This window comes from Nocardia sp. NPDC050697, assembly GCF_040654395.1.
Taxonomy (GTDB): domain Bacteria; phylum Actinomycetota; class Actinomycetes; order Mycobacteriales; family Mycobacteriaceae; genus Nocardia.
On record NZ_JBFAHY010000002.1, the window covers coordinates 201,566 to 221,643 of the forward strand.

Sequence of the window (20,078 nt, forward strand, 5' to 3'; positions counted from 1 at the left end):
GTACATCCATAAACTTTATGGGCGTTAACTTGCCACATGATGTGTACGGGCGTCAACATCGAGCGGGTGACGAAGAAGAAGCCGGCGGGCGTCTACCACCACGGCGACCTGCGCAATGCCCTGGTCCAGGCGGCGGGCGCGCTGGCGGTGCGCGGCGGGCCCGGCGCGGTGACGGTGCGGGCCGCGGCGCGCGAGGTCGGGGTGACGCCGACGGCGGCGTACCGGCACTTCACCAATCAGGAGGCGCTGCTGCAGGCGGCCCAGCAGCAGGCCCAGCGCACGCTCTTCACCGCCATGTCGGCCGATGTGGACCCCGGCGCGCCCGCCATCGAGCGGCTGCGCGCGGCGGGCCGCGGCTACATCACCTTCGCGCTGCGCGAGCCGGGGCTCTTCCGCACCGCCTTCTGCGCCCCGGCCAATACCGGCGCGCTGGCCGGTGACGAGCCCGCCTTCGCGCTGCTGTCCACGCTCCTGGACGAGCTGGTCGAGACCGGGTACACCGCACCCGAGGACCGCCCCGACGCCGAGGTCGCCGCCTGGGCGGCGGTGCACGGCGTCGCCGCGCTGCTGCTGGACGGCGTCTTCTCCCGGCTGGAACGGGACGCGGCGATCGATGCCGTGGTCGGGGTGGTCGCGCGCGGCCTGGCCACCGGCCCCGCCGCCCGCTGAGGCCGGCGAGTTCGAGCCGCGCAGAGCGCAATTCATGGCGGGCCCCGGCTCGCTAGCATGGCGGTATGGCAGGTCTGCGCGCTCGCGCCCTCGGCACCCTGGCCGGGCAGCTCGGCAATCCGCACGGAATTCTCGGCACGGTGGTGGCCGGGATGCTGAATCGGAGCAATCGCCCCGCGGTGGCGGCCGCCGTCGCGGCGGCGGGCATCACGCCGGGGGCGACCGTGGCCGACCTCGGCTTCGGCGGCGGGGCCGGGCTGGCCATGCTGCTGGACAAGGTCGGCTCCAGCGGCATCGTGCACGGCGTCGAGCTCTCCCCCGACATGATCGCGAGCGCGCGCAAGCGGTTCGCGCCGCAGGTGCGCTCCGGCACCCTGCAGGTGGCCGAGGGCTCGCTCACCGCGCTGCCGCTGCGGGACGGCGTGCTCGACGCCGCGATCACCGTCAACACGGTGTACTTCGTCGAGGAGCTGGCCGCCGCCTGTACCGAACTCGCCAGGACGATCCGCCCCGGCGGGGTCGCGGTGGTCGGCATCGGCGACCCGGAGGCGATGGCGAAGCTGCCCTTCACCGCGCACGGTTTCCGGCTGCGCGCCGTCGACGAGGTGGCAGGCGCGCTGGAGCAGAGCGGCTTCCGGGTGCAGCGCAGCAGCCCGGAGGGCACCGCGCTCCCGTTCCACGTGCTCGCCGGGCGGCGCGGGGTGGGGTGAGCGGCCCCGGAAACGCGAAAAACCCGATCCGATGGACCGGGTTTCCGAGCTGTGGGCGAAGGGGGACTTGAACCCCCACGTCCTTACGGACACTGGCACCTGAAGCCAGCGCGTCTGCCATTCCGCCACTCGCCCGAGCGACTCGAAGACCGTATCACGCAGCCTCGGCGAAACCGAAATCGCCTGTTGACACCCTGTGACCAGTCCTTGACCATCCCGGGAACCTCCTGGGCTTTCCGGGAGTTACAGGGGTGGAGGATCGTGGATATCATGCAGTGAACGTGCTCGAACCACGACACGCCAACCAGTTGTGTCGTTGTTACGGATCGGTAGGAGTCCACACACCGGAGGGAGGCTGAGATGGGCATCGTCGATCGATTCGAGCGGCGTCTGCAAGGCGCCGTCGGTGATGCGGCCGCTCGCGTCTTCGGTGGCAGCGTCGTCCCCCAGGAAGTGGAGGCGGCGCTGCAGCGTGAGGCGTCCGATCGGGTCCAGGACGTCGGCGGCGGGCACCTGCTCGCGCCGAACAGTTATGTGATCACCGTCGCCACGTCCGATCACGAGCAACTCGCCGCAGATTCCGAGCTCACCAGCAAGGCGTTCGCCAAGCACCTGCACGACTACATCCGCGATCAGGGGTGGCAGACGTACGGCGAAGTACACGTGGCATTCGAGGCATCCCCTACGCTGCACACCGGACAGTTCAGGGCGAGCGGCCGGGTGGATCCCGACGTCGGCCGCGGAGCTCCGGCTCCTGGCCGATCGGGGGCGTCCGCTTCGCCGCCCGGAGCTGCGCACCAACGACCCGCAAACCCGCAACCAGGAGCTGGCCCCATGACGCAGAACTCTGGCTACGACCCGAGCCGTGAGCCCGCGGAGTCCGATCCACGCAACCGCGGGTACGCACCGCCGCCCGCGGGCCGGCCGCAGAACGGCGCCTACGGCGACGACTACGGCCGCGGCGGCGCGCCGGAGGGCTACAGCGACTACCAGGCCGGTGGCGACTACCAGAACAGCTACGGCCAGCAGGGCTACGGCGAGCAGCCCGGGTACGGCGCGGGCCGGTCCTACGGCGAGCAGCCCGGCGGCTACGGCCAGCAGGGCGGGTACGGCGCGGGCGGCGCGCCGCAGGCCTACTCCGAGCCCGGCTACGAGCAGCAGCAGGGCGGGTACGGCGGGCAGCCCCCCGGATACGGCGCGGAGCGCGGCTACGGCCAGCAGGGCGGCGGCTACGGCGCCGAGCAGCCCGGCTACGGCGGCGGCGCCCAGCCCGGCTACGGCGAGCCCGGCTACGGCGCCGAGCAGCAGGGCGGCTACGGCGCGGAGCAGCAGCCCGGCTACGGCCAGCCCGGGTACGGCGCGGGCGGGCAGGCCGGGTACGGCGAGCAGGGCTACGGCCAGGCGGGCGCGGGCTACGGCGAGCGCGGCGGCTACGCGGGCGGTGGCGCGGCCGCGCCCGCGGGCTACGGCCAGGCGCCGGGTGCGGCACCGGGCTACGGCGCGGAGCAGGACTACCGCGATCCCGGCTACGGCGAGCAGCCCGGCTACGGCCAGGGCGGCGGCTACGGCGCCGAGGAGCGCGGCGGCTACGCGGGCCAGCAGGCCGGCTACGGCGAGCGCGGCGGCTACGCGGGCGGCGGCGCGGCGGCACCGGCGGCCCAGCCCGGCTACGCGGCCCCCGCGGCCGGCTCCGGCTTCCAGGCCACCCTCCAGCTGGACGACGGCAGTGGCCGCACCTACCAGCTCCGGGAGGGAAGCAACATCATCGGCCGCGGCCAGGACGCGCACTTCCGGCTGCCGGACACCGGCGTCTCGCGCCGGCACATCGAGGTTCGCTGGGACGGCCAGACCGCCATGCTCTCGGATCTCGGTTCCACCAACGGGACGCTGGTCAACGGGTCTCCGGTGCAGGACTGGCAGCTCGCGGACGGCGATGTGATCCGGGCCGGACACTCCGAGATCCTGATCCGAATCGTCTGATCCCGTAAGCTCGCCAACCAGATCACAGGTACGACGGCAGCCGTAGGCGCCGTCGTACCGTGTTCACACCCGGCCTTCGGCCCTATGATGCTGCCAATCCACGCGCGGCTCGTCGGACGAATCCGAGCCGGGTGAGGTCAGCAAGCCGATGGGGGCTCTCGAGCCGCCGTCGTCGTCCGCGCACACGGTGAACAGGAGGTGGAACGCCGTGCAGGGACTGATTCTGCAAGTGACCCGTGCGGGGTTCCTGCTGCTGCTGTGGCTGTTCGTGTGGGCTATCCTGCGGACCTTGCGCAGCGACATCTACGCGGCATCCGGCATCCGGATACAGCCCAGGGCCACACGCGGGTCGACGGTGCTGCCTTCCTTCAGCCGAGGCCAGAAGGGCGCCAAATTCCTTGTGGTGACTCATGGTTCACTCGCCGGCACCCGCATCACGCTCAGCACCCAGCCGGTGCTGATCGGGCGTGCGGACGATTCCACGCTGGTACTCACCGACGACTACGCCTCCACCCGGCATGCCCGGATCTCACCGCGCGGTGACGACTGGTACGTCGAGGATCTCGGCTCCACCAACGGCACGTATCTCGACCGTGCGAAAGTCACCACCCCCGTTCGTGTTCCGCTCGGCACCCCGGTGCGAGTCGGCAAAACAGTGATCGAGCTCCGATCGTGACACTTGTTCTCCGCTATGCAGCGCGCAGCGACCGCGGTCTCGTCCGGGCCAACAACGAGGACTCCGTCTACGCGGGCGCCCGCCTGCTCGCCCTGGCGGACGGGATGGGCGGCCACGCCGCGGGCGAGGTCGCCTCACAGCTGATGATCGCCGCGCTGGCCCACCTCGACGACGACGAACCCGGTCCCGACCTGCTCGGCAAGCTGGACCACGCCACCCGCGAGGGCAATGCCGCGATCGCCGACCAGGTCGAGGAGGAGCCCGAGCTCGACGGCATGGGCACCACGCTGACCGCGATCCTCTTCGCGGGCAAGAAGCTCGGCATGGTGCACATCGGCGACTCCAGGGCGTACATGCTCCGCGACGCCGAGCTGGCCCAGATCACCAGGGACGACACCTTCGTGCAGTCGCTGGTCGACGAGGGCCGCATCACCCCCGAGCAGGCGCACACGCACCCGCAGCGCTCGCTGATCATGCGGGCGCTCACCGGCAACGAGATCGACCCGACGCTGGTCATGCGCGAGGCCAAGGCGGGCGACCGCTACCTGCTCTGCTCGGACGGCCTCTCCGACGTGGTCAGCGACGAGACCATCGCGAACACCATGCGTGAGGGCAATACCGACGAGTGCGCCGACCGGCTCATCGAGCTCGCGCTGCGCAGCGGTGGCCCGGACAATGTCACCGTGGTCGTCGCCGACGTCATCGACCTCGACTACGGCCAGAGCCACCCGATCGTGGCAGGCGCCGCCTCCGGGGTGGACGACGACACGCCGCCGCCGAACACCGCCGCCGGCCGGGCCGCCGCCATCCGCCCGCCCCGGCAGAGCACGCCGCGGCGCAGCGCCGCGAGTCCGGAGCCGGAGCCGCCCGCCAAGTCCAAGAGGCTGCGCTGGATCGCGCTCGCCGTCGCGCTGGTGATCGCGGTCGGGATCGGGCTCATCGTCGGGTACAAGATGATCCGCAGCAATTACTACGTCGGGGCCGACAACGGCTCGGTGGTGATCCTGCGCGGGCTGCCCGGCACCGTGCTCGGCTGGTCGGTGCACGATGTCGACCTGGTCGGCTGCGTGAGCAAGACCGGGCAGCTGACGCTCGCCGTCCCCGGCACCGACCAGCCGGCCGGCTGCCTGCCGCTGAAGGTCGATGACCTGGAGCAGACCGGCCGCGACCAGGTCGAGCGCGGGCTGCCGCCGGGCTCGCTGGAGAAGGCGAAGGACCAGATGGAGGTGCTGGCGCAGCGCGAGCTGCTGCCCGCCTGCGTCAAGGCGACCACGCCGACGACGCAGCCCAGCACCCCCGCGCCGCAGCCCGCCGCCTCGCCCGAGCCGGCTGCCCCGGCGCCGGAGCCCGCGCCCGCCCCGCCCGCCGAGCCGCAGCCGGGTCAGGAGAACCAGCCTCCGACGCCGAAGCCGGAGCCGACGCAGCCGTCCACCCCCCAGATCGCGGGGGAGAACTGCCGGGTGACGGACTGATGTCCGCTCCGGCACCGCCGCAGGCCGGGGGGTACCCCAGCCCGCCCGGCGGCTTCGCGCCCGCGCCACCGCCGACCACGCGGCGGAACGCGGAGCTGCTGCTGCTCGGCTTCGCCGCGGTGATCACCACCGCCTCGCTCTTCCTGGTCGAGGCGAGCCAGGAGCAGTCGATCACCTGGGAGATCGCCAAGTACGGGCTGGCCTACCTGGCGCTCTTCGGCATCGCGCACCTGGCGGTGCGGCGCTTCGCGCCGTACGCCGACCCGCTGCTGCTGCCGATCGCCGCGCTGCTCAACGGCCTCGGGCTGGTCCTGATCCACCGGCTCGACCTGGCCGCCGCGCAGAGCGCCGCCTACAACGGCTCCGAGGCGCCGTCGCCGGACGCCAACTCGCAGGTGCTCTGGACCGCGATCGGCATGATCGTCTTCATCGGCGTGCTCGTCGTGCTGCGCGACTACCGCACGCTCGCCCGCTACAGCTACACCCTCGGCCTGGTCGGGCTGGTCGCGCTGGCCATTCCGGCGCTGCTGCCCGGACGCTTCTCCGAGGCCAACGGCGCCAAGATCTGGATCCGGCTGCCCGGCATCAGCCTGCAGCCGGGCGAGTTCGCCAAGATCCTGCTGATCATCTTCTTCGCCTCGGTGCTGGTCGCCAGGCGCGATCTCTTCACCGTCGCGGGTAAGCGCTTCCTCGGCATGGAGTTCCCGCGCGCCCGCGACCTCGGGCCGATCCTGGTGGTCTGGATCGTCTGCATCGGCGTGCTGGTCTTCGAGAAGGATCTCGGCACCTCGCTGCTGATCTTCAGCACCGTGCTGGTGATGCTCTACATCGCCACCGAGCGGGTGGGGTGGCTGCTCATCGGCTTCTCGCTGCTCGGGGTCGGCTTCGTCTTCGCCTACCAGCTCTTCGGCCACGTCCGGGTGCGGGTGGACACCTGGCTGCACCCGTTCGAGGACTACAGCAATACCGGCTACCAGATCTCGCAGTCGCTCTTCGGCCTTGCCACCGGCGGGCTCGCCGGCACCGGGCTCGGCAGCGGCAGGCCCTCGCAGGTGCCGTTCGCCAAGACCGACTTCATCGTCACCACCATCGGCGAGGAACTCGGGCTGATCGGGCTGGCCGCCGTGCTGATCCTGTTCCTGATGCTGGTGGTGCGCGGGCTGCGCACCGCGCTCGCGGTGCGCGACAGCTTCGGCAAGCTGCTCGCCGCCGGGCTCGCCTTCACCATCGCGGTGCAGGTCTTCGTCGTGGTCGGCGGCGTCACCAAGCTGATCCCGCTGACCGGCCTCACCACCCCGTTCGTCTCGTACGGCGGCTCGTCGCTGCTGGCCAACTACGCGCTGCTCGCGCTGCTGATCCGGATCTCGGACGCCGCCCGCGCGCCGGCGCCGGTGGCGCGCAGGGAGCCCGCCGCCCCGCTCGCCGAGGCACAGACCGAGATGATCGGGCGCCGACGGGAAGCGAGGCCCCAGGAATGAACACCCCCCTACGCCGGGTCGCGGTCGCGGTGATGGTCATGATCGTGGCGCTGCTGATGAACGCGACCTACGTGCAGGTCATCAAGGCCGACGACTACCGCCTCGACCCGCGCAACTCGCGCGTCCTGCTGGACGAGTACTCCCGCCAGCGCGGCCAGATCGCCGCGGGCGGCACCGTGCTCGCCAGCTCGGTGGCGACCGACGACCGGTACAAGTACCTGCGCACCTACCCCACCGAGCCCGCCGCCTACGCCCCGGTCACCGGCTTCTACTCGATGAACTACGGCAGCACCGGGCTGGAGCGCGCGGAGGACTCGCTGCTCAACGGCTCGGACAGCCAGCTCTTCGGCCGCAGGCTGATCGACATGATCGCCGGGCGCGACCCGCGCGGCGCGAACGTGGTGACCACGCTGAACCCGGCCATGCAGCAGGTCGCCTACGACCAGCTCACCAGCAAGGGCTACACCGGCTCGGTGGTCGCGATCGAGCCGTCCTCGGGCAAGATCCTGACCATGGTCTCCACCCCGAGCTACGACCCGAACCGGCTCTCCGGGCACGACGGCGCCGCGGTCTCCCAGGCCTACGACGAACTCAGCGACGACCCGGACCAGCCCATGCTGAACCGGGCCGTCTCGCAGACCTACCCGCCCGGCTCCACCTTCAAGGTGATCACCACCGCGGCCGCGCTCTCCGCCAATGTCGTCAGGCCGGAGGACCAGCTCACCGCCGCGCCGACGATCACGCTGCCCGGCACCAGCACCACGCTGGAGAACTACAACGGCAATACCTGCGGCGGGGGCGGCACCGCCTCGCTGTACGACGCCTTCCGCTTCTCCTGCAACACCGCCTTCGTCGAGCTGAGCCAGCGGGTCGGGGCGGCCGCGCTCAAGGACGAGGCCGCCGCCTTCGGCATCGGCCCGCACCGCGGCATCCCGATCCCGGTGGCGGAGAGCACCGTCGGCAGCATCCCGGACGCGGCCGCGCTCGGCCAGTCCAGCATCGGCCAGCGCGATGTCGCGCTGACCCCGCTGGACAACGCCGTCGTCGCCGCGACCGTCGCCAACGGCGGCGTCCGGATGGAGCCGTACCTGGTCGACCAGACCCAGGGCTCCGACCTCAGCGAGCTCTCCCGCACCGAGCCGGTCTCGGTGGGACAGGCGGTCAGCGCCCAGGTAGCGTCACAGCTGACCAACCTGATGATCGCCTCGGAGAACAACACCGCCGGCAGCGGGCGGTCCGGATACCAGATCGCCTCCAAGACCGGCACCGCCGAGCACGGCAGCGACCCACGGAACACCCCCCCGCACGCGTGGTACATCGCCTTCGCGCCCGCCCAGAACCCGAAGATCGCCATCGCGGTGATCGTCGAGAACGGCGGGGATCGCGCGCTGGCCGCGACCGGTGGCTCGGTGGCGGCTCCGGTGGCGCGCGCGGTGCTCGACGCCGGGCTGCGAGGGGGCTGAACAAATGGACGTGCGAGTGAATGTACGGGGGCCCCAGTGCTGAACAACGGCGCCATGATCGCCGACCGATACCGCCTGCACCGGCTCATCGCCACCGGTGGCATGGGGCAGGTGTGGGAAGCCCTCGACACCCGGCTGGACCGCCGGGTGGCCGTCAAGGTGCTCAAGTCCGAGTTCTCCACCGACCCGACCTTCCGGCAGCGCTTCCGCACCGAGGCGAAGACCACCGCGCAGCTGAACCACTCCGGCATCGCGGGCATCTACGACTACGGCGAGACGCTCGACCCCTCCGGCGGCGAGATGGCCTACCTGGTCATGGAGCTGGTGCAGGGTGAGCCGCTGAACGCGGTGCTGAACCGGCTCGGCCGGCTCTCCGTCGTGCAGGGCCTCGACATGCTGGAGCAGACCGGCCGGGCGCTGGAGGCGGCGCACGTCGCCGGCGTTGTGCACCGCGACGTCAAGCCGGGCAACATCCTGGTGACGCCGACCGGGCAGGTCAAGATCACCGACTTCGGCATCGCCAAGGCGGTCGACGCCTCGCCGGTCACCAAGACCGGCATGGTGATGGGCACCGCCCAGTACATCGCGCCGGAGCAGGCGGTCGGCGAGGACGCCACCGCCTCCTCCGACGTCTACTCGCTCGGCGTGGTCGGCTACGAGGCGCTGGCCGGGCAGCGGCCCTTCACCGGCGACGGCGCCATCACCGTCGCCATGAAGCACGTGCGCGAGGCGCCGCCGCCGATGCCGGCCGATCTGCCCGCCAATGTGCGCGAGCTGATCGAGATCGTCATGGCCAAGGACCCGAACCAGCGCTACGGCAGCGGCGGCGAGTTCGCCGACGCCGTCGCCGCGGTCAAGGCCGGGCGCCGCCCGCCGCCGCCGCGCGCCGGCGCCACCGGCTCGATGACCGGCGCGACCCGGGTGCTCCCCCCCGGCCCGACCGCGATGATCCCGTCCGGCCAGCAGACCTACGAGGGCGCCACCGTGCGCTACTCGGCGCCCGCCGCGAACGCCGTCGCGCACGCGGGCCCGCCCACGCACGGCCACGCCCCGGCCACCGCGCACGCGCAGCGGATCCCGCCCGCGGGCGGCACCCCGGACCGCAGGGACGAGAACAAGTCCACCCGGAACTGGCTGATCGCGCTCGGCATCGGCGCGGTGCTGCTCGGCGGCGCAGTGATCTACCTGCTCTTCGGCGGCGACACCAACCCGGAGAACACCCCGGCGCCGACCACGACGCAGGCCCCGATCGCCCCGCCGCCGCCCGCGCCGATCACCACCACCAGGCAGGCGCCCCAGCCGGAGCCGGAGCCCAGCTACGAGCCGCCGCCGACCACGACGGAGGCCCCGACCAGCACGCAGGCGCCGACCACGACGACGGTGCCGCCGAGCAGCGCGCCGAGCACGACCAAGCCAACCACCACCGCGGGTAGCACGACGTCGCGCTCCCGCTTCCCCACGCTCGACCTGCCGTTCCCCGACGCCCCCGGTGCCCAGGGGGCGGACTCCACTTCCCGCGCGCCCTTCACCCCGTGGCAAGGACAACAATGACGACCCCGAAGAATCTCGGCTCCCGGTACGAGCTGGGCGAGATCATCGGGTTCGGCGGGATGTCCGAGGTGCACAAGGCCCGCGACGTCCGGCTCAGCCGGGACGTGGCGATCAAGGTGCTCCGCGCCGACCTGGCCCGCGACCCCACCTTCTACCTGCGCTTCAAGCGCGAGGCGCAGAACGCGGCCGCGCTGAACCACCCGGCCATCGTCGCCGTCTACGACACCGGCGAGGCCGAGATCGACGGCGGCCCGCTGCCGTACATCGTGATGGAGTACGTCGACGGCGACACCCTGCGCGACCTGGTGCGCGGCAAGGGCCCGCTGCCGCCGCGGCGCGCGATGGAGGTCATCGCCGACGTCTGCGCCGCGCTCGACTTCAGCCACAACGCCGGCATCGTGCACCGCGACATGAAGCCGGCCAACATCATGATCAACCGCTCCGGCGCGGTGAAGGTCATGGACTTCGGCATCGCCCGCGCCATCGCGGACAGCGCCAACCCCATGACGCAGACCGCCGCGGTGATCGGCACCGCCCAGTACCTCTCCCCCGAGCAGGCCCGCGGCGAGACCGTCGACGCCCGCTCCGACGTCTACTCGGTCGGCTGCGTCCTCTTCGAGATCCTCACCGCCGAGCCGCCCTTCACCGGCGACTCGCCGATCGCCGTCGCCTACCAGCACGTGCGGGAGGATCCCCGGCTGCCGTCGCACGTGCACTCCGGCGTCCCGCGCGAGCTGGACTCCGTCGTGCTCAAGGCGATGAGCAAGAACCCCGCCAACCGGTACCAGAGCGCCGCCGAGATGCGCGCCGACCTGATCCGGGTGCTCGGCGGGCAGAAGCCGAGCGCGCCGATGGTGATGACCGACGAGGATCGCACCACCATCATCGACTCCGAGGAGCCCGCCCCGCGCAGCTACCGCACGGTGGAGCGGCGCGAGGATCCGGACGACGCGGAGCCGCCGGAGCAGAACGAGCGCCGCCGCTCGGCCTACCTAGCGCTCGGCGTCGCGGCCGCGGTGCTGGTGGCGTTCGGGCTGTTCTGGGCGTTCCTCGGCCCGGGGAGCAAGCCGGACCAGAAGGCCGTTCCCGACCTCTCCGGCAAGCCCGCCGCGCAGGCGCAGACCTCGCTGCAGCAGCTCGGCTTCAGCGTCGCCATCCAGGAGAAGCCGGACGCCAGGGTGGCGGCGGGCAATGTGATCGCCACCCAGCCGCTCGGCGGCTCGCGGGCGGACGAGGGCAGCACCATCACCGTGCAGGTCTCCACCGGCCCGCAGCAGGTGCAGGTGCCCCGGCTGGACGGCCTCACCCAGCAGCAGGCCGAGCAGGAGCTGAACTCCAAGGGGCTGCGGCTGGACCCGAACCTCCGCAAGCAGCCCTCCGGTGACCAGGAGCGCGACAAGGTGATCGCGCAGGAGCCGTCGGCGGGGTCGCGGATCGATGTCGACGGCGCCGTGCTCGTCACCATCGGCACCGGGCCGGAGCAGGTGCGGGTGCCCAATGTGGTGGGTCAGGACATCAATGTCGCGCAGCCGAACCTGGTGGACAGCGCCGGGTTCGAGATCGTGATCCAGGAAGTCCAGTCCAGCAAGCCGAAGGGCGAGGTGGTCGCGACCACGCCGTCCGGCGGCACCACCGCGGAGAAGGGCTCCACCGTCACCGTGCAGGTGTCCAGCGGTGAGCAGGTCCGGATGCCGTCGCTGGTCGGGCTCACCGTCGCGCAGGCTGTCGACCGGCTGCGCGCCGAGGGCTGGTCCGGCGGCGCCGGGCAGATCGACCAGTCCACCCAGGGCACCTTCGACACGCTCGCGGTCGGCAAGGTGATCGGCCAGCAGCCGAGCGCGGGCTCGTCGGTGGCGAAGAACGGCACCGTCTCGCTCACGGTCGGGGTGCTCGGACCGCCCTGATCGCTCAGGAGAGGTCGAGGTGGCGGTTCACTGCGCGCGCCGCCTCGGCCAGCTCGGGCAGCTCCAGCACCTCGACGCCGTGCCGGCGCAGCAGCTCCACGCCGACGCAGTCGGCGACGAAGGTGGCCGGCTCGCGCCAGGCGATCACCACGCGCGGAATTCCGGCGTCCAGCACGCGCTGGGTGCACGGTTTTCGGCTTGCCGTGGCGCGCTGCGAGCAGGGCTCCAGCGTGCTGTAGAGCGTGGCGCGGCGCAGCCGCGGGTCGTCGGCGGCCAGCTTCGCCAGCGCCGCCTCCTCGGCGTGGTTCTTCGCGTCGCCCTCGCGCGAGTAGCCGGTCGCCAGCTCCACGCCGTCCGCCACCAGGATCGCGCCGACCGAGAAGGCCGTCGCGCTTGGCGGGCTGAGCCGGGCCAGGGCGATGGCGCGTTCCAGGAATCGGTGGTCGTCGCCGGGCATCAGCTCTCCTCCTCGGTGGCCGCGCGGCCCGGCCGCCGATGCGGCTCGCCGCGCGGTAGATAGCGCAGGACGGCCACGTCGCCGACGGCCTCCACCCCCGCCAGCCGCATGCGGTGCGACGGGCCGCCGGGGAACGCTGCCTGGCCGACGAAGCGCGGGGCCGCCGCCTCGCCGACCAGGATCGGCGCCACCGCGACGTGCAGTTCGTCGGCGAGCCCCGCGGCCAGGAAGGCGGTGTGCATCCGGGTGCCGCCCTCCACCATGAGCCGCCCGATCCCGCGCGCGCCGAGATCGTCGAGCAGCGCGGCCGGGTCGAGCTCGGGGCCGAGGCTGTGGATCTCGGCCAGCCCGGTCAGCCGGTCGCCGAGCCGGGTGCGGCCCGCGTCGGTGGTGTAGACGAGTTTGGCGCCGCCGTGGTGCCAGAACCGCAGCCCGGCGTCGAGGTCGCCGAGCGCGGTCACGGTGATCTTGAGCGGGTACTCGGGCTTGCCCGCCGCCTGCCTGGCGGCGCGGCGCTCGGCGCTGTTCACCAGCAGCCGCGGATTGTCCCGGCGCAGCGTCTCGGCGCCGATCAGAATGGCGTCGGACTCGGCCCGCACCCGGTCCACCCGGTCGAAATCCGCGGCGTTGGAGAGCAGCAGCCGCTGCGGGCTCGCGTCATCGATGTAGCCATCGACGCTCACCGCGACCGACAGCAGCACATGGGGCCGCGCGCTCACTGCGGCACCAGCGCGGCGACCTCCGCTTCCAGCGCCGCGACCAGCCCCTCGGCGGGGCGCTGCCCGCACACCTCCAGCCAGTTCGCGAGCATCCGGTGGCCCCCCTGGGTGAGCACCGACTCCGGGTGGAACTGCACGCCGTGGATCGGCAGCGTGCGGTGCCGCATCGCCATCACGATCCCGCTCTCGGTGCGGCCGAGCACCTCGATCTCCGGCGGCAGCGTCTCCTCCAGCACGGTGAGCGAGTGGTAGCGGGTGGCGGTGAAGGGGTCGGGCAGCCCGGCGAGCACCCCGGCCCCGACGTGGAACACCTCGCTGGTCTTGCCGTGCAGCAGCTCGGGGGCGCGGGTGACGGTGCCGCCGAAGACCGCGCCGATGGCCTGGTGCCCGAGGCAGACGCCGAGCAGCGGGGTCGCGGCGTCGGCGCAGGCGCGCACCAGCTCCATGCTGACCCCCGCGCGGTCCGGGGTGCCGGGGCCGGGGCTGATCAGCACGCCGTCGTACTCGGTGGCGATCCCGGCCGGATCGGCCAACTCCGGGTCGTCGTTGCGCCACACCACGGCCTCGACCCCGAGCTGGCCCAGGTACTGGACCAGGTTGAAGACGAAGCTGTCGTAGTTGTCGACGACCAGAACGCGCATGAGACGAGCGTACTGGCCCGCGCAAACCGGTATCCGAGGCCGTGACCTGGTGGGCTAGCCTGGAACCCGAGACCACGCGGGCGGCCGGTACCCCGCCCGTACGCCGAACGCGAGGACACCATGCCGAAGTCGAAGGTCCGCAAGAAGACCGACTACACCGTCAACCCGGCCAGCCGCACCCCCGTCAAGGTGAAGGCGCTAGGCCCGTCGCCGGTCTGGTACGTCGCCGTCATGCTCGGTTTCATGCTGGCGGGGCTGGTCTGGCTGCTCGTCTACTACCTGGCCGCCGAGCAGATCCAGTGGATGGCCGATCTCAATGCCTGGAACTTCCTCATCGGTTTCGGGCTCATGGTGGTCGGGCTGATCATGACCATGCGGTGGCGCTGACCTGGTCCTCACCCGAATCACACCGGTGTGTTTCATGCACACCTGTGGATGATTCTGTGGACAACTCGAGGACAACCTGGGGAGAACGCCCGTGAACGCCGGTGACACCGACGATCGCACCACCTGGACCACCCCCGCGCCCGCGCTCGCCGCCGTCGCCGTCGGCGGGGTCGCGCTCGGCATCGCCGCGTTCTTCGCCGCCGACGCGCCGAGCACGGTGCTGGTCGGCGTGGCCGCGCTCGGGCTGCTCGGGCTGGCCGCGCTCGGGCTGCGCCAGCGCCCGCGGGTGACGATCGTGCCCGGCGCCGAGCCGCGGCTGGTGGTGCGCGGCCTCACCGGGCCGGTGACCTACACCCGCTCGCAGATCCTGCGCGCGCGGATCACGCACTACCGCAGGCTGGGCCGGAAGACGCCGATGCTGGAGCTCGACGTCGAGCGCGCGGAGCGCGACGACGACCGGCTGCTCATCTTCGGCCGCTGGGATCTCGGCGCGAACCCGGAGGACCTGTTCGACGCCATGCTCCGGCACAACCTGGTGCACCGGAGCTGATCAGGCGGCCAGGCTCAGCCCGGCCGCGCCGATCACCGCCAGCGCCCCGAGCCCGACCGCGGCCAGGCTCACCCAGCCCATGGTGCGCGCCGCCGCCGGCGACTTCGCGCCCGCCCACTGCGGCAGGAAGAGCACCCCGAGCGTGGCGAGGGTGCCCGCGGCCAGCCCGCCCAGGTGCCCCCAGAGCGAGATGCCGGGCAGCGAGAGGCTGATGATCACATTGATGCCGATCACGATGAGCATCTGATTCGGGCTCTGCCGCAGCCGGATCAGGACCACGGTGACCGCGCCGAAGAGGCCGTACACGGCCCCGGAGGCGCCCGCGGTCAGGCTGTCCTGGGAGAGCAGCATGACGCCGGCCGAGCCGCCGAGCAGCGCCACCAGGTACACCAGCAGGTACCGCACCCGCCCGAGCACCAGCTCGCAGTCCCGGCCGACCACGTACAGCGCGAACATATTGACCAGCAGGTGCAGCGGGCCGTAGTGCAGGAAGCCGGAGCCGAGCACCCGCCACCACTCGCCGTCGGCCACCGCGGGCGGGTAGAGCACCCACTGCAGGAAGAGCCGGGAGCGCTGGTTGTCCAGCACGCTGTTCGCCTGGGCCGCGGTGATGCCGAAGATCACCAGGTTGATCGCGATCAGCGCGTAGGTGACCAGCGGGCGCGGCGCGGTGCCCGCCGGCGCGCCCGCCACCGTGCGCACCTGCGGGGTGGAGCGCCGATCCTGCTGCAGGCAGTCCACGCAGTGCTGCCCGACGGCGGCCGGGCGCAGGCAGTCGGCGCAGGCAGGGCGGCCGCAGCGGGTGCAGGCCAGGCCGGTCACCCGATCCACGTGCCGGACGCAGACGGGGGCGGGCGGTTGTGGTTGCATCGTCTCCTCGCTCCGTTCCCGCCGCGCGGCGGTCCTCCCCCGGCCATCCTGCCATCTCGCCGCGATGACGCAGGTCGAGAGGGGATTCGGCACGGTTCCGGCCGGTGTGCCACAGTGGTGCCATGAGCTCGGCTTCCCGGCGGCCATCCGCCCGCTCCCGCACGCGCAATCGCCTGATCGCCGCGGCCGCCGTCACGGCCGCGGGCGCCGCCGCCGCGGTGGCGCGCAGCCGCCGCCCGCAGCCCCCCGCCCCCGCGCCCGCGCCGCCGCGCATCGGCTCCACCCGCAGCGCGGGCGAGCCGGAGACCGACACCCCCGCCTGACGCGAGAGCGCGCCCGCGCGCGAAGCGCGTCCTAGCGGCTCACCGTCCGCTGGTACCGCCGCAGCGACAGCGGGATGAAGATCACCAGGATGACGACGATCCAGATCAGCGTGGTCGCCACCGGGTGCTGCATCGACCAGGCGTCGGACGGCGGCGCCAGCGGGCTGGTGTTGCCGAACAGCTCCCGGGTGGCCTGGGTCAGCGCCGAGACCGGGTTCCACTCCGCGAACACCTTGAGCACGCCGGGCAGATCATCGAGCGGCACGAAGGTGTTGGCCAGGAAGGTGAGCGGGAAGATCACCATGAAGCTGGCGTTGTTGAACACCTCGGGGGTGCGGACCAGCAGCCCGACCGTCGCCATCAACCAGGACAGCGCGTAGGCGAAGAGCAGCAGCAGCACGTAGGCGAGCACCGCGTCCAGCACCGACCCGCGGATCCGCCAGCCGACCACGAGCCCGGTCAGCGACATCACCACCAGGCTCACCACATTGATCACCACATCGCTCACGGTCCGCCCGACGAGCACCGCGACCGGCGCCATCGGCAGCGAGCGGAAGCGGTCGATGATGCCCTTCTGCATGTCCTCGGCCAGCCCGGCGCCGGTGAAGGTGGAGCCGAAGACCACGGTCTGCACGAAGATGCCCGCGATCAGGAACTCGCGGTACCCGCCCTCCAGCCCCGGCACCTGGATCGCGGTACCGAAGACGTAGGCGAAGAGCAGCACGAACATGATCGGCGACAGCGTCGCGAAGACCAGCACGTCCGGCACCCGCTTGATCTTGATGACATTGCGCTTGGTCACGGTGACGCTGTCGATCACCACGATGCGCAGCCGCTCCAGCGGCCCGGGGTCGCCGGGCAGCTCCACCGGCGTGCTGGTGGCGGTCATCGGGAATGTCCTTCCGTCGATTCGAGCTGCTTCGCGGGGTGCTCCGGCGCCGCGTCCGGGGTGAAGCGGGCATCGTCGCCGTCGGCGGGCTGCCGCTCCTCGGCCTCGTGGCCGGTGAGGGTGAGGAAGACGTCGTCGAGCGAGGGCCTGCGCAGCGCGATGTCGCGCAGCCGGATGTCGTTCTCGGCGAGCGTGCCGATCGTGGCGACCAGCGCCGACGAGCCGTCGGCGACCGGAACGGTGAGCCGCCGCAGCCCCTGCTCGACCTGGATGTCGCCGTCCGCCAGCCCCTTCAGGAGCTGTTGCGCCACAGCGACCTTCGCCTGGTCGTCGACGGTGAGCTCGATCCGGTCGCCGCCGACCATGGACTTGAGCTCGTCGGCGGTGCCCTGGGCGATCACGGTGCCGTGGTCGATCACCGCGATGGAGTCGGCCAGCCGGTCCGCCTCCTCCAGGTACTGGGTGGTGAGCAGCAGCGTGGTGCCGCCCGCCACGAGCTCCTCGATGACGTCCCACAGGTCGAACCTGGCCCTCGGGTCGAGCCCGGTGGTCGGCTCGTCCAGGAAGAGCACCGGCGGGTTCGCCACCAGCGCGCCGGCCAGGTCGAGGCGGCGGCGCATGCCGCCGGAGTAGGTGCGCACCGGGCGGTCGCCGGCGTCGCTGAGCCGGAACCGGTCGAGCAGCTCCCGCGCCCGCTCCTTGGCGCGCTTCACCCCGAGGTGGTAGAGCCTGCCCACCATCTCCAGATTCTCGAAGCCGGTGAGGTATTCGTCGACCGCCGCGTACTGGCCCGAGGTGCCGATCCGCGAGCGCAGCTTGCGCGGATTGCCGAGGACATCGATCCCGGCGACGGTCGCCTTCCCGGCGTCCGGGATGAGCAGGGTGGTGAGGACCCGGACCGTGGTGGTCTTCCCGGCGCCGTTGGGGCCGAGCAGCGCGGTCACCGTGCCCTCCGGCACCGACAGGTCGAGTCCGTCCAGCGCCACCACCTTGCCGTATCGCTTGACCAGCCCCTCGGCGACGATTGCGTCGGGCATGATTCTCCTGAGTTCGTGATGGAAGACCGATTCGGGCGCCAGTATTACCCCGGGGTCCGACAGATTCCATCGAATTGTCCGGGTTTTCCGGAAGAATTAAGGCGCTACCTGCGCTGATGCCGATCGAAGCCGACCGGGAGGGCCGCACCCCGCGACGCTCGGGGTTACCGCGGGGCGCGGCCGGATCCCATCCTCGATCGCCCGGCATCGCCGGACACGCGTAGTCGACTACTCGACCACTCCCCCGCGCACCGCCGCGACACGCGGAAAGGCGGGATTTCCGCGGCGCCGCGCCGGGCGGGCGCGGCGTCCGGAACACCGCTGATCCACAGTCGGGAATGTCCGGTTGTTGACGGGTATACCAATGCGGGCCAGCCCTTTTGGCTAACTTCGGGCACCCGCCGCGGCGGCGCGGCGGACACCCCGCACAGCCCCGGTCAGGGGCCCGCCGCGGCACCGCGAAAAATTCTCCGAAAGTGGTGCTTGCCACGCACCCGCGAACGCGAATCTTCGCGTAGGATCGTTCTCGTCGGCCCCTCCCCCCCGGGCCGACCACACGCGGGCCTCGGCTAACTCCCCCCCTTCGCCGAGGCCCGCTCCCCTTTTTGCAGGAGGTTCTTCCTCCATCTCGGCAGGTGGCTACCGGTGCCGGAGCGAGCGGCGGGCTACCCGCCGGTCACCTCCGCGCGAGGGCCTGCCAGGCGGCGCTGGTGCGCAGCGCGCGCACCCGCTCGGCGGTGTTCAGCAGCCGCCGATCGCGCTCCCAGCGCTCCCGCGCCACCGGGTCGGCGGAGTTCCACAGCGAGCCGATCTCGGCGAGCAGCTGGTCCACCAGATCGAGGGTGCCCGCGAGCGCGATGTGCACCGCGGGCGATTTCGCCAGCGCGAGTACCGGATCCGGCGGCCCGGCGGGGACCGCGGGCGAACCGGAGGGCCTGCCGAGCCCGAGCCCGCGCACCGCGGCCACCGCGCCGAGCAGCCGCTGCACCGTCGCCGGTGGCCAGCCGGAGTCCCGTGCCACCCGGATCAGCAGCCCGAGCGTGGCGGCGAGCACGTGCGCGTCCTCGAAGGTGCGGAACGGCTTGAGGTGATCGGCGTAGCCGTCGCCGAGCAGCGGGACCGCGGGAGCGTCGGTGAAGGTCAGCACGGCGTGCGGGATCTCGGGGGCGAACGGCGTCGCGGGCAGCGGCTCGGCGCGCACGCCCGGCCCGCGCGGGTCGACCATGGCGGTGCGCACGGTATTGCGACCGTCCGTGCCCGGTCCGGCGCTCGCGACCACCACGAAAGCGTCTGCCTCGGAGCCGAGCGTGGCGAAGGTCTTGGTACCGCTCACCGTCCAGTCCGGCCCGCGCCGGCGCAGCGCCGTCTCGATGACGGCCGGGTGCGCCCCGCCCGCCTCGGTGGCGGCGAGCGAGACCAGCGCCGCCGAGGGCAGTCCAGGCAGCAGCGCCCGCAGCGCCTCCTGGTAGCCGGCCACGAAGGCGTAGCCGAGCCGGTCGGCGGCCCAGCCGCCGAGCACCGCGGCGTCGATCGAGTCGGCGCAGCGCGCGGTGACCCGCCGGTGCGCGGCCCAGGCCGCGGCGACCGAATCGAGCGGATCGGTGCCGGGCGCGCCGGTGAGCAGGTGATCGAGCAGCACGCCCAACGGTAACCGGTCGCTCACTCCCACGGCGGCGGCCCCTCCCCGGTCTGCCATGCGGTGAGCTCGTGGTTGTCGACCAGCACGATTCCCATGTGCGCCGCGTACTCGCGCGCCTGCTTGCGGAACCCGCCCGCGGTGGTGACCACCGCCGCGACGTCGGCGCCGTGCACCGCGAAGCAGGTGCCGCCGAACTTCTGCAGATCCGGCCCCGACACCCAGTTGTCCACCCGATACCGCTTGGCCTGCAGCACGATCCGGCGCCCGTCCGGCGCCCGCGCCAGCACGTCGGCCCCCAGGTCCCCGGCCCCGCCGACCACCGCGACCCTGGTGCACCCGTCCCGCCTGCACAGATCAGCCAGCGCGTGCTCGAACTGCCCCGCGCTCATCTCCGCGAAGGTGAGCGCCGCCCGGATCCGTCGCTCCCGCCGCAGCCGCCTGCGCGCCGCCAGCCCGCTCCACCACATGCTCACCGCGATCACCGCGCCGACCAGCAGCACCGCCACCAGGGCCACCAGCGCCGCATTGGCGGAGATCCAGCGCCAGACCGGCGCCGCCAGCACCGCGAGCAGCACCAGCGCCACCACGGCCGAGACGGCGCCGTTCACACCCCGGCTCCGCGCCCGCCTGCCCCTGTTCGCCACGCGCACCCCTACACGTCCA

At 72.2% G+C, this 20,078-nt stretch carries 20 protein-coding genes and 1 tRNA gene; 12 read left to right on the plus strand and 9 right to left on the minus strand.

Annotation, left to right across the window (positions count from 1 at the left end):
* Positions 1 to 66 precede the first annotated feature (66 nt).
* Both AB0H71_RS08490 and AB0H71_RS08495 read left to right on the plus strand, forming a co-directional pair.
* A complete protein-coding gene (locus tag AB0H71_RS08490) occupies positions 67 to 669 on the plus strand; it encodes a WHG domain-containing protein (protein ID WP_357016692.1) in 603 nt (200 codons plus the stop codon).
* A gap of 65 nt (positions 670 to 734) precedes the next feature.
* Entirely contained in the window at positions 735 to 1,379 is a 645-nt protein-coding gene (locus tag AB0H71_RS08495; RefSeq protein ID WP_357016695.1) for a methyltransferase domain-containing protein, read from the plus strand.
* Between the two features lie 52 nt (positions 1,380 to 1,431).
* On the opposite strand, the gene AB0H71_RS08500 is transcribed toward AB0H71_RS08495, so the two are convergent.
* Positions 1,432 to 1,514, minus strand: a tRNA-Leu gene (locus AB0H71_RS08500).
* Between the two features lie 225 nt (positions 1,515 to 1,739).
* Between AB0H71_RS08500 and AB0H71_RS08505 the strand changes: the two genes are divergently transcribed.
* From AB0H71_RS08505 to pknB, 7 genes are all read left to right on the plus strand, one after another.
* Positions 1,740 to 3,359, plus strand: coding sequence for a DUF3662 and FHA domain-containing protein (locus tag AB0H71_RS08505; protein WP_357016698.1), 1,620 nt, complete (start codon positions 1,740 to 1,742; stop codon positions 3,357 to 3,359).
* Positions 3,360 to 3,567: 208 nt separating this feature from the next.
* A complete protein-coding gene (locus AB0H71_RS08510) occupies positions 3,568 to 4,035 on the plus strand; it encodes an FHA domain-containing protein (protein ID WP_067649353.1) in 468 nt (155 codons plus the stop codon).
* Positions 4,032 to 5,507, plus strand: coding sequence for a protein phosphatase 2C domain-containing protein (locus AB0H71_RS08515; protein ID WP_357016700.1), 1,476 nt, complete (start codon positions 4,032 to 4,034; stop codon positions 5,505 to 5,507). Before AB0H71_RS08510 ends, AB0H71_RS08515 begins: the two co-directional genes overlap by 4 nt.
* Positions 5,507 to 6,985 (plus strand): FtsW/RodA/SpoVE family cell cycle protein, encoded by a 1,479-nt coding sequence (locus AB0H71_RS08520; RefSeq protein ID WP_357016702.1) that lies wholly within the window; start codon positions 5,507 to 5,509, stop codon positions 6,983 to 6,985. Before AB0H71_RS08515 ends, AB0H71_RS08520 begins: the two co-directional genes overlap by 1 nt.
* Positions 6,982 to 8,448, plus strand: a complete 1,467-nt coding sequence (locus tag AB0H71_RS08525; RefSeq protein WP_357016705.1) for a penicillin-binding protein 2 — start codon at positions 6,982 to 6,984, stop codon at positions 8,446 to 8,448. The genes AB0H71_RS08520 and AB0H71_RS08525 overlap by 4 nt, the downstream gene beginning before the upstream one ends.
* Before the next feature lie 54 nt (positions 8,449 to 8,502).
* The gene (locus AB0H71_RS08530; protein ID WP_357016707.1) at positions 8,503 to 9,999 is read left to right on the plus strand and encodes a protein kinase; all 1,497 of its coding nucleotides are present in this window, start codon (positions 8,503 to 8,505) and stop codon (positions 9,997 to 9,999) included.
* Positions 9,996 to 11,903 carry a Stk1 family PASTA domain-containing Ser/Thr kinase gene (gene pknB / locus AB0H71_RS08535; RefSeq protein WP_357016709.1) on the plus strand — a complete coding sequence of 636 codons (1,908 nt, stop codon included), beginning with the start codon at positions 9,996 to 9,998 and terminating at the stop codon, positions 11,901 to 11,903. The genes AB0H71_RS08530 and pknB overlap by 4 nt, the downstream gene beginning before the upstream one ends.
* A 4-nt stretch (positions 11,904 to 11,907) precedes the next feature.
* Here pknB and AB0H71_RS08540 read toward each other — a convergent pair whose 3' ends face one another.
* The 3 genes from AB0H71_RS08540 to AB0H71_RS08550 are packed head-to-tail and all read right to left on the minus strand — an operon-like array spanning position 11,908 to position 13,720.
* Positions 11,908 to 12,360, minus strand: a complete 453-nt coding sequence (locus tag AB0H71_RS08540; RefSeq protein WP_357016712.1) for a deaminase — start codon at positions 12,358 to 12,360, stop codon at positions 11,908 to 11,910.
* Positions 12,360 to 13,079: a dihydrofolate reductase family protein gene (locus AB0H71_RS08545; RefSeq protein WP_357016715.1), complete on the minus strand. Its 720-nt coding sequence runs from the start codon at positions 13,077 to 13,079 to the stop codon at positions 12,360 to 12,362. Before AB0H71_RS08545 ends, AB0H71_RS08540 begins: the two co-directional genes overlap by 1 nt.
* Positions 13,076 to 13,720 carry an aminodeoxychorismate/anthranilate synthase component II gene (locus AB0H71_RS08550; RefSeq protein ID WP_357016718.1) on the minus strand — a complete coding sequence of 215 codons (645 nt, stop codon included), beginning with the start codon at positions 13,718 to 13,720 and terminating at the stop codon, positions 13,076 to 13,078. Before AB0H71_RS08550 ends, AB0H71_RS08545 begins: the two co-directional genes overlap by 4 nt.
* Before the next feature lie 120 nt (positions 13,721 to 13,840).
* Between AB0H71_RS08550 and crgA the strand changes: the two genes are divergently transcribed.
* Both crgA and AB0H71_RS08560 read left to right on the plus strand, forming a co-directional pair.
* Positions 13,841 to 14,107 (plus strand): cell division protein CrgA, encoded by a 267-nt coding sequence (gene crgA / locus AB0H71_RS08555; protein WP_357016721.1) that lies wholly within the window; start codon positions 13,841 to 13,843, stop codon positions 14,105 to 14,107.
* Positions 14,108 to 14,198: 91 nt separating this feature from the next.
* The gene (locus tag AB0H71_RS08560) at positions 14,199 to 14,657 is read left to right on the plus strand and encodes a PH domain-containing protein (RefSeq protein WP_357016724.1); all 459 of its coding nucleotides are present in this window, start codon (positions 14,199 to 14,201) and stop codon (positions 14,655 to 14,657) included.
* On the opposite strand, the gene AB0H71_RS08565 is transcribed toward AB0H71_RS08560, so the two are convergent.
* Positions 14,658 to 15,527, minus strand: coding sequence for a rhomboid family intramembrane serine protease (locus AB0H71_RS08565; protein ID WP_357016727.1), 870 nt, complete (start codon positions 15,525 to 15,527; stop codon positions 14,658 to 14,660). It lies immediately after the preceding gene.
* Positions 15,528 to 15,649: 122 nt separating this feature from the next.
* Between AB0H71_RS08565 and AB0H71_RS08570 the strand changes: the two genes are divergently transcribed.
* Positions 15,650 to 15,850, plus strand: coding sequence for a hypothetical protein (locus AB0H71_RS08570; RefSeq protein ID WP_357016730.1), 201 nt, complete (start codon positions 15,650 to 15,652; stop codon positions 15,848 to 15,850).
* A gap of 31 nt (positions 15,851 to 15,881) precedes the next feature.
* Here the strand turns inward: AB0H71_RS08570 and AB0H71_RS08575 are convergent, their stop codons facing one another.
* From AB0H71_RS08575 to AB0H71_RS08590, 4 genes are all read right to left on the minus strand, one after another.
* The gene (locus AB0H71_RS08575; protein ID WP_357016732.1) at positions 15,882 to 16,739 is read right to left on the minus strand and encodes an ABC transporter permease; all 858 of its coding nucleotides are present in this window, start codon (positions 16,737 to 16,739) and stop codon (positions 15,882 to 15,884) included.
* A complete protein-coding gene (locus tag AB0H71_RS08580) occupies positions 16,736 to 17,776 on the minus strand; it encodes an ATP-binding cassette domain-containing protein (protein WP_357016735.1) in 1,041 nt (346 codons plus the stop codon). The genes AB0H71_RS08575 and AB0H71_RS08580 overlap by 4 nt, the downstream gene beginning before the upstream one ends.
* Positions 17,777 to 18,452: 676 nt before the next feature.
* Positions 18,453 to 19,415 (minus strand): acyl-CoA dehydrogenase family protein, encoded by a 963-nt coding sequence (locus tag AB0H71_RS08585; RefSeq protein WP_357016738.1) that lies wholly within the window; start codon positions 19,413 to 19,415, stop codon positions 18,453 to 18,455.
* A gap of 20 nt (positions 19,416 to 19,435) precedes the next feature.
* Entirely contained in the window at positions 19,436 to 20,023 is a 588-nt protein-coding gene (locus AB0H71_RS08590; protein WP_357016741.1) for a restriction endonuclease, read from the minus strand.
* Positions 20,024 to 20,078: the final 55 nt, after the last annotated feature.

What these genes read in the sequence shown, in the direction of transcription:
- AB0H71_RS08495 (WP_357016695.1), top strand. Translation starts at nt 735, where the DNA reads ATGGCAGGTCTGCGCGCTCGCGCCCTCGGCACCCTGGCCGGGCAGCTC.
- AB0H71_RS08505 (WP_357016698.1), top strand. Translation starts at nt 1,740, where the DNA reads ATGGGCATCGTCGATCGATTCGAGCGGCGTCTGCAAGGCGCCGTCGGT.
- AB0H71_RS08520 (WP_357016702.1), top strand. Translation starts at nt 5,507, where the DNA reads ATGTCCGCTCCGGCACCGCCGCAGGCCGGGGGGTACCCCAGCCCGCCC.
- AB0H71_RS08525 (WP_357016705.1), top strand. Translation starts at nt 6,982, where the DNA reads ATGAACACCCCCCTACGCCGGGTCGCGGTCGCGGTGATGGTCATGATC.
- AB0H71_RS08530 (WP_357016707.1), top strand. Translation starts at nt 8,503, where the DNA reads ATGATCGCCGACCGATACCGCCTGCACCGGCTCATCGCCACCGGTGGC.
- pknB (WP_357016709.1), top strand. Translation starts at nt 9,996, where the DNA reads ATGACGACCCCGAAGAATCTCGGCTCCCGGTACGAGCTGGGCGAGATC.
- AB0H71_RS08540 (WP_357016712.1), bottom strand. Translation starts at nt 12,360, where the DNA reads ATGCCCGGCGACGACCACCGATTCCTGGAACGCGCCATCGCCCTGGCC.
- AB0H71_RS08550 (WP_357016718.1), bottom strand. Translation starts at nt 13,720, where the DNA reads ATGCGCGTTCTGGTCGTCGACAACTACGACAGCTTCGTCTTCAACCTG.
- crgA (WP_357016721.1), top strand. Translation starts at nt 13,841, where the DNA reads ATGCCGAAGTCGAAGGTCCGCAAGAAGACCGACTACACCGTCAACCCG.
- AB0H71_RS08565 (WP_357016727.1), bottom strand. Translation starts at nt 15,527, where the DNA reads ATGCAACCACAACCGCCCGCCCCCGTCTGCGTCCGGCACGTGGATCGG.
- AB0H71_RS08570 (WP_357016730.1), top strand. Translation starts at nt 15,650, where the DNA reads ATGAGCTCGGCTTCCCGGCGGCCATCCGCCCGCTCCCGCACGCGCAAT.
- AB0H71_RS08575 (WP_357016732.1), bottom strand. Translation starts at nt 16,739, where the DNA reads ATGACCGCCACCAGCACGCCGGTGGAGCTGCCCGGCGACCCCGGGCCG.
- AB0H71_RS08580 (WP_357016735.1), bottom strand. Translation starts at nt 17,776, where the DNA reads ATGCCCGACGCAATCGTCGCCGAGGGGCTGGTCAAGCGATACGGCAAG.